The sequence below is a fragment of the Bacteroidia bacterium genome, assembly GCA_040880525.1.
Classification (GTDB): domain Bacteria; phylum Bacteroidota; class Bacteroidia; order CAILMK01; family JBBDIG01; genus JBBDIG01.
In genome coordinates this window covers 122,118-134,273 of sequence record JBBDIG010000028.1, presented here as the reverse complement: position 1 = coordinate 134,273, position 12,156 = coordinate 122,118, and the positions used below count along the sequence as shown (strand labels likewise).

Genomic DNA, 12,156 nt, shown 5'->3' with positions numbered 1-12,156 from the left:
TCCAAACTTGGTATCCAAATCGTATAATACGTAACTGAATTCCAGGTTAGGGTTTGAATATTCCTGGCTGCCATAAATTTTTTTCCAAAGGATATTTCCCAGCGTATCCATTTTCATAAAGACAGGATTAATACGAGGGTAAGGGCCAACGGAATTGGTGGTTTCGGAACCGGCTAAAATATAACTTCCATCCCTCGCTTGTACGGCCGAGAACAGATAAGTCGATTTATCAACGGGTGTTTTATTGAATGTCTTTTCCCAAACTTCATCACCATCAGAAGTATATTTTACCACATAGTTATACCAATATGCAGGAATCATTATTCCTTGACCATTGTCTTTTAATACACTATCAGAGCTTGTGCCTACTCCTAATATGGAACCATCCTCAAGTTCAAATATTTCATACAAATACCTCCTTATTTCTTTCTTATAAATTTTCAAGAACAAAGTATCGCCATCCGGTTTCAACTTAAGTAAATAGGGAGAATGATACATTGCGGTATCCTTTATATCAATATTTTCATCCGCACCACTCTGTAGCAGATTTCCATCTTTTAACCTAATGAAGGTTCCGGGACTTTGTGTATAAAATCTATGGTGCGGCTTTCCAATAATCCTGTGCCACAAGGTATCACCGGCATAGTTCAGCTTTGCAAAAAATAATGCCTGTCCAGGGTATTCTTTGGTATGGGTTGTACCCGATATGATAAAGAAAGAGTCATAAGGAAGTACATTGTTGGCTGTATTACCATAGCCAACCGTATCAGAAAAATTGTATAACCGGGAGAATGGTATTTCTGGCTGGCAGAAGCCGGAAAGCCAAATTAACAGGCAAAGCGCGATAAGGGTAATGGCTCTCATGGATAGGTGCTTTATTCAAAAGTCGCTCTCAATATAAATCTAAATTTTGCAAAATCTTCTTTTCCTTATGGTCTTTTAATATTGGTTTATGTATGAATACGATAGATTCTAAACACATATCTCACCTACATCTTTACACCATACGGTAATTCCAACAACCGTGACCAGCTTATTTCTGACAGACTTTTTTAAATACGAAAGTGATATTACAATCAACCATAAATATTTGCAGCCAGCCGATAAAGATTACAATGCGCCTCCACAATTTCGCGGATGCTGGTGGAGTAGCCTCCGCCCATTACTGCTACAAGCGGAATATTATGAACCCGTGCTTGCTCCAAAACCAGCCGGTCGCGCTCGCGGCAGCCTTCAAGGCTTAGGTTTAGGCGGCCCAGCTTGTCGGATGCAATAACATCTACACCGGCCTGATAAAAGATAAAATCGGGCTGAAGCTGACGGATAAGCCGTTGCAAATTTTCATTGAGCAGCGTGAGGTATTCTTCATCTCCGGTGCCATCTGACAGCGCTATGTCCAGGTCGCTCTCCGTCTTCTTTAGCGGGAAATTATTGGTGCCATGCATACTGAATGTGAAAACACGCGGTTCGTGCTCAAAAATTTTAGCCGTACCATTTCCCTGATGTACATCCAGGTCTGCCACCAGCACCTGTTTGGCTTTTTGCGTTTCAATTAAAAAAGTAGCGGCCACGGCTATGTCATTAAAAATGCAGAAACCCTCGCCAGTATCTCGTGAGGCATGATGGGTTCCACCGGCTATGTTGAAGGCAATGCCATGTTCCAGTGCATACGAAGCCGCTTCTGTGGTGCCATTCATAATATTTATTTCCCGTTGCACCATTTGGTGGCTATACGGAAACCCTATCCTGCGCATTTCCAGGCGCGACAGTGCTCCGGTCTTTACCTTTCTAATATATGCCGCATCGTGGGTGGCCGCAATCCAGATTTCATCCATTCCCGGCTCAAAGAAATTTTCCTGCGCAAATGTCCCTTCATACAGGAGTTGCTCCGGGATCAATTCATACTTAACCATCGGGAACCGGTGATTGGCAGGAAGAGGCAGGCAATAAAGGGGCGACCAGGCAATTTTTATCACACCGGCTTGCTTTCCTTCTGCAAGGCCAGTACGCGCTCAGCCTGATTCAGGTGCCGCTCTTCGTGAACCTCAATCACGGAAAAACCATCACCAAGCTTGAAGCGTAAAAATTTTGTAACAGGCGAAGCGATACGATTTTTGTTCAGGTTCAGGCCGTCTGCTTTTCGTACCAAAGCGATGATTTGATCCTGCTGCCGCAAAAACTCCCCGATGATGGTTTTATCTACAGAATCCTTTGGCAGAAAGTATTTGGGCGACTTCACTGTCCCATTTATTTCAGGGCCAACTTTTTTGATAAACCACTTGCCAAACCAGCCCGGCCTGAATTTCCGCTTCTTCTCAATCTTATTTCTGCTCCAGCCATTGCTGATTACTTTCTCCAGTTTATCCACATAAAGTGCGTGGGCCGTAATGAGATGGCTCAGGCACTGCCCTATGCTCCATGCGCCTGGTGCCGGTTTCCAGTTCAGCTCTTCGGCAGTGAGGTCTGCCAGCCTGGCCACGCGCTCGTTGGTGCGCTCAAGGCTGGCGATCACTTTCTGCAAATGCGGATTCTTAACAGATGCTTCCATGTTTTTTTATTCAAAGATCAACATTCAGTGGGCTTCCTTGAAATTACAAACGCAATCAGAACTCCGCCTTTATGTGGTTCCCGCCTGGTAAGCCTTCAATATTTCTTTCAGTTCATCCAAAGAATTTGCATCTGCGGCTTTCTTGTCAGTACGCCATCTCAGCATCCTCGGAAACCTCAATGCGACCCCGCTCTTATGGCGCTTGCTTTCCTGTATGCCCTCAAAGCCGATTTCAAATACCAGTTCCGGATGCACGGTCCTCACCGGGCCGAATTTCTCCACCGTATTTTTCCTGATGAAATCATCTACCTGCCTTATCTCCTTGTCAGTTAGCCCTGAATAAGCCTTAGCAAAAGGCACCAGCACTTCTCCATTCCAAACACCAAAAGTATAATCAGTAAAAAGGCTGGCCCTGCGGCCTGAACCTTTCTGGGCGTAGATCAGCACACCATCAATGGTAAGCGGTTCTACCTTCCATTTCCACCAGTCGCCTCTTTTGCGGCCCACCTGGTAGAGGCTGTCTTTATGTTTTAGCATTAATCCTTCGGCAAAATGCTGCCGGGAAGTTTCGCGCTTTTCCGCCAGTTCTTCCCATGTTGCAAAGGCCACTGCCGGAGACAGCCTCAGCACATTGGGCCGGTTCACCTCCTCTACCAATTTGCCCAGCAATTCCCTCCGCTCCCTGAGGGGTTGCTCGCGTATGTCCTCTCCGCGCCATTCCAAAAGATCGTACGCGAAAAGAGCCACCGGTGCATTTTTCAAAATGGCTGCTGAAAGATTTTTGCGACCGATCCGGGTTTGCAGCACATTAAATGGCAATACCTGTCCATCCTTGTAAGGCATGATCTCGCCATCAATAGCCACTCCATCCGGCAGTGAAGTTTGAAGAATCCGGAGTTCGGGGAATTTCTCGGTAACAAGTTCTTCACCCCGGCTCCAAATGAAGAATTGCCCCTTTCGCAGCAATGTCTGCGACCGGATACCATCCCATTTCCATTCGGCCTGCCATTCTGCTGGTACACCCAGCTCTTGCGGATGTCCATCGATGGGATGAGCCAGGAAAAATGGGTACGGCCGCGAAAGATCATCACTTCGGTTTTCTTCAAAAACCAATTGCTGATAGGTGGTGGAAGCAGGATCCCAGTTACCCATGAAGCGATGGGCAAGAATCGTTTTCTCAATTTCATGCAATCCGGCAATGGCCCGTATCAGCAAATTCTGAGATACGCCAACCCGAAAGGCTCCGGTGATCAGCTTATTGAATACAAACCTTTCCTGCTGGCCCAGTTCGTTCCACGCTGCCGTGATCTTTTGCTGCTTTTCAGATTCGGATTCCCGTGCAGCCTGATTCAGGTATTCAATCCATTCGCTAAGGGAGCGGTCGCTTTCGTGCTGCGGATCGGGGAGCAACAGGGCGATGGTTTCAGCCAGGTCGCCCACGGCATGGTATGATTCACGGAAAAGCCATTCCGGGAGATCAGTGAGTTCGGAGGCCCAACCCCAAAGCTGCGTCCGGTTTACCTGCCGTTTGGGTCTGCGACCTGTGAAAAGCGCTGCCGCCCACATCTTGTCAGCATCCGGTGCTTCGGCAAAATATTCCTTTAGCGCCAGGATCTTCTCGTTGGTCTTGTTGGTCTGATCCAGTTCAGCAAAAAGTTTCGCGAAGCGCTTCATGAGGAGTTAGTCGTGAGTGTTGAGTAGTGAGGAGTGAGGAGTGAGTGGTGAGTGGTGAGTGGTGAGTGGTGAGTACGTGGTACTTAGCTATATGCGGAAAAATAAAAAACCTTTGTGATTCTTTGTGCCCTCCGCGTCTTTGTGTCTATTTCTTAATTTAAAAAACCCTTTGTGATTCTTTGTGCGCTCCGTGTCTTTGTGGCTATTTCTTATTTGTGGCTATTCTTAATTCTTCACGAGTTGCTCAAAAATTTGCTTCAGCCGCTTTATGTGCAGCGTGTGGGAAAACAGCTTTTGACAAGTTTCCCGGCCGCGCTTTCCGATCTCCTCAAACCGGTCGTATTCTGCGAAACGCTGCAGGATCGCCCCGGCCAACTGACGATCGTCATCGGGAGGGATCATCCAGGTATCGTAGCCATGCGTGAGGTATTGCTCTACATCTCCCACGCGGGTAACGATTGTGGGCCGGCCCGAAGCAAGATATTCACCCAGCTTGGTGGGAAACCCGAAGTTGCTGTAGCGCGTATCCGGGCGGTTTACGATCAGCACATCGCACTGTTGCAGGTAGCATGGAATTTCATCAGAGGTGAGCTGACCGAGAAACTCCACTTTACTTTCCAGTTGCATTTCCTTTATGGCCTGCACCACCTTCTCCCGCTCAGGGCACCAGCCCATCAACCTTAACCTGAGATGCGGATTCTCCTCCAGCGCCATTCCGAATGCATTGAGGATCCCGGTTACCCCATCCTTGTGGCCGAAGGAGCCCAAATAGCCGATAATGTGAGAATGCGGCCGATGACAATCAACTCCCTCAAAACGATTGAGGTCTACCACGATGGGCAATAAAGTGATCCGTTCTGGCGGGAAAAAGCGCAGGTAATGCTGCTTCAGATTGCGGGATATCACGATTATGTGGTCCGCGATGTTGTGGGCGTGCTTCTCATCCTGGCGGTGCATGGCCCGCACAAACCGGTCTTTAAGGGTCATCCGGGTTCCGTAAGAAGAGTGCAGTTCTGTCCACTCAATCACCACAGGTTTTCCTATCCATTTTAATAACAGGATAATGTGCCAGTAAAAGAGAATGGAAGGCGAATAAATAAGGAATACATCGAACTTATGGCCGTGGCGAAGGAGATAGTAGGTGGCATTGATCATTGAGGAAAATGAATCCACCATTTTGCCGGCAATAGATTGCGGCCTGTAGCATTTCCCGCTGAAGAATAAATAGGGAATGCCTTTCCAGATTCCTTTGGCTTTTGTATTCAGCCCCGAATCATTAAATGAAGATGCATGGGTAAAAAAAAAGGTGACTTCATCACCTTCCTCAACCAGTCCCCGTGCATACGCTTTTAGTCGTGAATTGGAACCGGTACCTTCTATAAAATCATTGGAAGAAAAAATCGCAATTTTCAAATCTCCGGGGGGAGTTTAGTCCGCATGATGCAGATGATCCAGCGCCTGGAATATGGAATTCTGGCTGATGTATTCCGGCACGAGCTCCTTCATTCTCGTAACGATGAGATTATCGTCATGTGACTCCACCAGTTCCAATAGGTTCAAGATTTCTCTGTTCACCTGGGTAAAGTCATATTCCCTCACACTGGCGATCATTATTTTCGGATGGTGTGTGGGGAGCGTACTTTCTTTATTGGCCAATAATTCTTCCCTGATCTTCTCCCCCGGTCTCAGGCCTGAAAACTCTACCTGGATATCCTTGCCCGGAGTGAGCCCTGATAGCCGGATCATCTTATGGGCGAGGTCAACGATTTTCACGGAATCGCCCATATCAAAAATAAATATCTCTCCGCCACGGCTGATGGTTCCGGCTTCCAGGATCAGTTGGCAGGATTCGGGAATGGTCATAAAATATCGTGAAATATCAGGATGGGTTACTGTGACCGGCCCGCCCATAGCGATTTGCTTCCTGAAGAGTGGAATCACCGATCCGTTGCTGCCCAGCACGTTTCCAAAGCGTGTGGTGGTGTAGCGGCAGTGAATCTTCCCGTTTTCACGCTCCACCTTTTTATCAAGCGACTGAATATAAATCTCCGCCAGCCTTTTAGAAGCGCCCATCACGTTCGTAGGATTTACGGCCTTATCGGTGGAAATCATTACAAATTTCTCCACGTCATATTCCAATGAGAGGTCGGCCAGGATCTTTGTGCCACCTACGTTTGTAAGTATCGCCTCGGAAGGAAAGCTCTCCATTAATGGCACATGCTTATAGGCCGCAGCGTGATATACGATATGCGGCCTGTACATCCTGAAGACCTTTTCCATCTTGGTATAGTTCCGGACATCCCCCACCACGCACACAAAATTGACAGGGGCCTTGCGGCTTTTCAACTCGTTCTCAATTTCAAAAAGAGGCGTTTCTGCCTGGTCCAGCATGACAATCCTGGAGGGATAGAACTGCGTAAGCTGCCTGACCAGTTCGCTGCCGATGGATCCACTTGCACCCGTTACGAGCACAACCTTATCCCTTATCTCTTCCTCAATATGCGCCCAGTCGAGCTGAATGGGATCGCGCTCCAGCAGGCTTTCAATTCTGATGCTTTGGATTTGCCTCAGACTCAATTCCCCATTGATCCATTTCCTGGCCGGAGGAACAGTTTTGATTTTCAAATGGAGCGCCAGGGCCTGCTCCACAATTTCCTGCTTTCTTGCTACCTCCAGGTCTTCAATTGAGATGATAAGTTCTTTCGCTTTGTACTTGCGCGCGAGGTATCCCAGCTTCTCCGCAGGGAAAATTCCAACACCTTCCAGTGTCTTTTCCTTCATGTTCGTATCATCATCAATAAACGCCACCACTTTGCTCTCAGAGGAGCTGTCGTGGTCAATCGTCCTTTTGGTGATGAGTCCTGAACGGCCGGCTCCATATATGAGAACCTTGCTTTTATTGCTCCGGTAGTTCAATACATCATTGTATAATATCTTGATTCCAAGCCGGTAGGAGGTCAGGAAAAGCAGCGTGGCAATATAATCTATGATGATCACACCCATCGGCAGGAAGTACGTTCCGGCCACAATCTGAAAACCCAGATTTACAATGATGAGAAGAATCGTTCCGGATGTGATCGTAACGAATATCCGCTTGGCATCCATAAGGCTGGCGTAGCGGATAATTCCGGAGTAGGTTTTAAATACGCCAAAAAATAACAACCGGATAAAGCCGTAAACCGGAAGTATATAAAAGAGCTTGCTGAAAAGCTCAAAGTTGAAGCTGAAATTGTAGCGAAGAATATAGGCAAGAAAAATTGAGGTAATGCAAATGGACAGATCAATGAACAGGATAATCCATCGAGGTGCATACCTTTCTGTAAAAAATGATTTTAGTTTCTTCATGATTAAGTTATGGGAAGAGAGAGCCCTGGTCTTTGGCGGATACTTCAGTAATACAATATATTTTACCGGACAACACTCCTAAAACACCCGATACGGGCTTGAGTTTAATTTTGAAGCTTTTTCATTATTGCACAAAGTTAAATTTTTGATAGAAATATGTATATTATTTTAAGTTAAACAGTTATAGTTTAAATATTAAATTGCTTTCCATCCACAACGTATGCTCTCTCTATCTCCGCAATCATTGGTCATCAAGCCATATCCCCGGAGGTCTTTTAATTTCCGTTTGAAAGAATTATCCTTTGATAACCTTTCCTTCATGCAACTGATATTTCTCTCCTGATTCGGGACAGGTGGCATTTCCTTTCTCATCGAAATTGAGTTTTGCGCCTGATTCACTCATCCAGCCTACCTGCCTGCCGGGATTGCCCACCATCAGTGCAAAATCGGGAACTTCCCGGGTTATCACTGTTCCAGCCCCGATAAAGGCATATCGACCAATTTGATTTCCACAGATAATGGTAGCATTGGCTCCGATGGAAGCTCCTTTCTTCACTACCGTCTGGCGGTACTGGTCCTTGCGTTCTACTCCACTTCGCGGATTAATGACATTGGTGAAAACCATGCTCGGCCCCAGGAATGTATTGTCTTCGCAGATCACGCCCTCATAAATTGAGACGTTGTTTTGCACTTTTACATCATTTCCGAGCACTACCTTATTGGCTACAAAAACATTCTGCCCCAGGCTGCACCGGCTGCCGATAATGGCTTTGGGCATGATGTGACAAAAATGCCAGACCTTAGTGTCCTCTCCTATTATACATCCTTCATCCACTACAGCCGTGGGATGGATATACACGCTCTCAGGTAAGTTCATAATGCTTTGGCCGGGGAACGGCAGTTGAATTCAGATTTGCCAGATTCCGGCTTTGGTATATTCGTTCGATGATCTCCACCACCTTCAGCCCTTCCAGCGCATTAGCGGTTATTGTGCTGCGGTCTCTCAGCGTATCCACCACGTTCTGGATCACAAAGTGGTGATTGGCTGCGCTGCCCTTGTACGGTCCGTAGTCATTTGGCGGACTTATCTCTTCAAGCTCTTCCATTTCATAGCCATCCACGTGGCAGTATTCGATCTCGTTCATGTACTGGCCTCCTATTTTGAGGCTGCCTTTAGAACCGATCACAGTGATGCTGCTCTCCATGTTCTGGTCCCAGCAAGCGGTGGAAAAATTGATACATCCCATTCCGCCATTTACGAAGTCGAACTGCACTACGCCTGAGTCCTCAAATTCAGTGGATTCGCTGTGGTTAAAATTAGAGAAGTGAGCGTGTACATTCTTAATGTCGCCAAACACCCAGTACATGATGTCAATAAAGTGGCTGAACTGCGTAAAGAGTGTTCCTCCGTCCAGGTTCAGCGTTCCTTTCCATCCGTCTTTATTGTAGTAGCGATCATCACGGTTCCAGTAGCAATTGATCTGCACCATGTTCACATCTCCGATTTTCTGCTCCTCCATCATCTTCTTCAACCAGCGTGAAGGCGGGCTGTAGCGGTTCTGCTTCACCACAAAAACATGGCGCGACACCTGAAGAGACTTGAAGATGACCTGCTCACATCCTGCTTTGGTAAGCCCCATCGGCTTTTCTATAACCACATGGTATCGCTTTTCCAGTACATCCAGGGCGATTGGAACATGCAGGCCGTTTGGCGTGCAGATCACAATTACTTCGGTCTGCTTATTATCCTCCGCAAGAAATTCCTTGTGATCTGTATAAAAGCTTGCATTATACCCAAGCACACGAAAATCCTCCCGCTTATCCTCACCCGGATCCACCACACTTACCAACTCAGTCTCCGGATTTTCAGCGATCATTTTTGCGTGTCGCTTCCCGATATGGCCAAATCCGATGACAGAGAACTTTATCTTTTCACTCATTGCATTATATTTTTATTGAAGAATAATTATCAAATTCATGTTAATAATATTCTTTTAAGCCTACAAAGTAACTGCTTTCATAAATAGGGAATATGACAAAAATATAGAATTATCTTGCATGACAAAGTCTCCCTGGAGGTAAAGAGCTTTTTAATAGTTTTTGGATCCGAACCGGGATAAGGTAGATCGTTTTAAAAGGTAATAACTAACGGATAACAGGAGAAGTAGTGTGGCTCCAAAGATGATTTGAGCGGTTGCAGAGGCTGCAAGGAACTGAAGCATAAGAATATTAATCAGCAACTGAATGCCGGTGTAAAGCAGCGCAATGGGCAAATGCTCCCAGTTCCATTCGTTAGCCAGATTTTGATAAATGTGATGGCGGTGCGCCCGGAAGATGTTTTCCCCTTTAATAAGACGATAAAAAATTGTGAGCACTGAATCAATGCCATATACCGCCAGCAAAAGCAGAAAAATCCAGGATCCCGTTGTATGGATCAGCCAGAACGTGGGGAAAAGCAGGATGAGCGCAATGGAGATGGAACCTACATCACCTGCAAAGCACAGCGCCCGTTTCCGGAAATTAAGCAGGATAAAAATAACTAATGATACACTCATTATATAGAAAAACAGATCCGGGAAACCCGTATCAAGATGCCAATGCAAAACGAAAATACTCAGCAGCCATAATAGGCTATAGGCTCCCGTTATCCCATTAATGCCATCCATAAAATTATAGGCATTAATGATCCCTGTAAATAATATGAGCAATAAAAGGCTATATGGAACAGACTGCTGCCACAGATCAAATTCCGCGATCAGTAAGGCAGCAGCGATGAAATACACCACCAGGCGCCATTTGGCCGGTACTTCCCGCCAGTCATCCCAAAAGCTGACCAGCGCAGCCAGGAATACGCCCGTTGTCCAAAGCAGCCACTGACCGCTGTCAAAGAAGATAAACAGCAGCAGCGCAATGGGGAAAATGATCCCGCCACCGCGAATCGTGGGCAACTGGTGGGAACTCCTGGGATTGGGCGTATCTGTCATCTTCAGGGCGCGGACAATGCGGAAATATACCGCGATGGCTCCTGCCAGGATAATAGCGGAGATCAAGACGTTCACCCACATATTTCTTCCATCACCCATTTAATAATAAAATGCAATAATGCTCAATCTGTTATTGCTGATCATTCTGATGTATTTCCCGGCTTTTCGTTAAGGAAAACATTGTCGCTGCTTTTAACCACAGATTCCATTATATCCAGGTAGCGCTGCGCCAGCTTATCCCGATCAAATTCTGTTTCTGCAAGCCGCTGTGCGTTCCTTCCCAGCCGAAGCGCCTCCTCAGGATGTTGAGCCAGAAAAATCAATTTATCTGTAGCTACACCCGGATCATCAAGCGGCACATTTATACCGCATTCATTTTCCATGATCATCGTTTTGATCCAGCCGGTTGTGGTTTGCACCACCGGAGTGCCTGCTGCAAAAGAATCAAATAACTTATTGGGACTACACGTATTCTGAACCGGATCATCCAGCGTAGCCACCAGCGTAGCCCGGCTTGCCTGCACCCAAAGTGGCAACTGCACTTTTGGCAACAACCCTGGGAAACGGATATTCATAATATTTTCGTTCTCCGCAATCTCCTGTAGCGTTGCCCGCTCTGCCCCTTCTCCTATCATCACGAAAAGTATCCTTCCATCCGGATCCCTTTCCTGCACCGCTTGAGCCACCGAAAGCCAATATTTCACATTATGGATAAACCCCAGCGATCCCACGTGCGTAAAGAGCACTTTCCCCTGCGTCCAATCCGGCAAACTGCCTGTTGACTTTTGCCCAAATAATTCAATATCTGCCCCGTTTGCAATCACTGCCGTTTTAAGCTGAGGATATCGCGAGCGGATATTGGATTGCTGATCTGGCGAAGCGGTGACCACTACGTTGGCACTTTCATAGCATTTGCGTTCAAACCAGCCGGCCAGTTTCTGTTGCCATACGGCCTTAATTTTTCCCAGGCTAATGGCCCCCGCAGGCCACAGGTCGCGGACCTCAAAAACAGCCGTCTTGCCCCTGAGCTTTTTTGCCACGATCATCGGCAGCCCGATAGACAGCGGCCCGGAAGAAGCAAGCGCCAAATCATATTTCGAGAAAAGCGCGATAACGGAGGCAATCATAGTAAAGCAAGCTGCATTGAATGCCCGCCTTAAAAACGAGAAGCGGTTGGAATCCCGGATATTAATCACGATCACATCAATCCCTGCGAAATGCTGCGTTGATATAAAACCTCTGGCCACAACATCCGATTTCTCGTAGGGCGCTGAAACCACCGTAACCTGATGCCCGGCTGCAACCCATCTTCTGCCCAACTCATAGATCCTGGTGCTCCAGCTTCCTTCAGGCGTACAGAAATATTGGTAAAATATTAATATTTTAATGCGGGGCAATTTGATAATAAAAAAGGGGCAATTGTTATTTTAATGAATGCCGTAGCTCCGTAGCGATTTGCAATCCCGAAGGGATGAAAGGATTATAGCCAAGCCGAACAGGAGATTGCATTGAATCCTGAAAGGGTGGTATATGGTTTTTGAAGAATGCGGAAATGTTGCTGCGATAATGAGGTCTTAACGCTTGTGGCACCCCCGCATCCCCCAT

At 46.7% G+C, this 12,156-nt stretch carries 11 protein-coding genes; all 11 read right to left on the bottom strand.

Annotated elements, in window-relative coordinates:
* A partial coding sequence (locus WD077_08590; GenBank protein MEX0967283.1) for a hypothetical protein occupies positions 1-864 on the bottom strand: 864 nt, incomplete at its 3' end.
* A gap of 212 nt (positions 865-1,076) precedes the next feature.
* Entirely contained in the window at positions 1,077-1,976 is a 900-nt protein-coding gene (locus WD077_08585) for a histone deacetylase (protein MEX0967282.1), read from the bottom strand.
* Entirely contained in the window at positions 1,973-2,548 is a 576-nt protein-coding gene (locus WD077_08580; GenBank protein MEX0967281.1) for a DinB family protein, read from the bottom strand. Before WD077_08580 ends, WD077_08585 begins: the two co-directional genes overlap by 4 nt.
* A 69-nt stretch (positions 2,549-2,617) precedes the next feature.
* Positions 2,618-4,222, bottom strand: a complete 1,605-nt coding sequence (locus WD077_08575) for an ATP-dependent DNA ligase (GenBank protein ID MEX0967280.1) — start codon at positions 4,220-4,222, stop codon at positions 2,618-2,620.
* 225 nt (positions 4,223-4,447) lie between these two features.
* Positions 4,448-5,635 (bottom strand): glycosyltransferase family 4 protein, encoded by a 1,188-nt coding sequence (locus WD077_08570; protein MEX0967279.1) that lies wholly within the window; start codon positions 5,633-5,635, stop codon positions 4,448-4,450.
* A 15-nt stretch (positions 5,636-5,650) separates the two neighbouring features.
* Positions 5,651-7,567 carry a nucleoside-diphosphate sugar epimerase/dehydratase gene (locus tag WD077_08565; GenBank protein ID MEX0967278.1) on the bottom strand — a complete coding sequence of 639 codons (1,917 nt, stop codon included), beginning with the start codon at positions 7,565-7,567 and terminating at the stop codon, positions 5,651-5,653.
* Positions 7,568-7,862: 295 nt separating this feature from the next.
* Complete coding sequence (locus WD077_08560) at positions 7,863-8,444, bottom strand: DapH/DapD/GlmU-related protein (GenBank protein MEX0967277.1); 582 nt, start codon at positions 8,442-8,444, stop codon at positions 7,863-7,865.
* Positions 8,431-9,507 (bottom strand): Gfo/Idh/MocA family oxidoreductase, encoded by a 1,077-nt coding sequence (locus WD077_08555; protein MEX0967276.1) that lies wholly within the window; start codon positions 9,505-9,507, stop codon positions 8,431-8,433. Before WD077_08555 ends, WD077_08560 begins: the two co-directional genes overlap by 14 nt.
* Before the next feature lie 150 nt (positions 9,508-9,657).
* Positions 9,658-10,650 (bottom strand): UDP-GlcNAc--UDP-phosphate GlcNAc-1-phosphate transferase, encoded by a 993-nt coding sequence (locus tag WD077_08550; protein MEX0967275.1) that lies wholly within the window; start codon positions 10,648-10,650, stop codon positions 9,658-9,660.
* Between the two features lie 41 nt (positions 10,651-10,691).
* A complete protein-coding gene (locus WD077_08545; GenBank protein ID MEX0967274.1) occupies positions 10,692-11,948 on the bottom strand; it encodes a glycosyltransferase family 4 protein in 1,257 nt (418 codons plus the stop codon).
* A 25-nt stretch (positions 11,949-11,973) separates the two neighbouring features.
* On the bottom strand, positions 11,974-12,156 hold a 183-nt coding region (locus tag WD077_08540), incomplete at its 5' end, for a hypothetical protein (GenBank protein ID MEX0967273.1).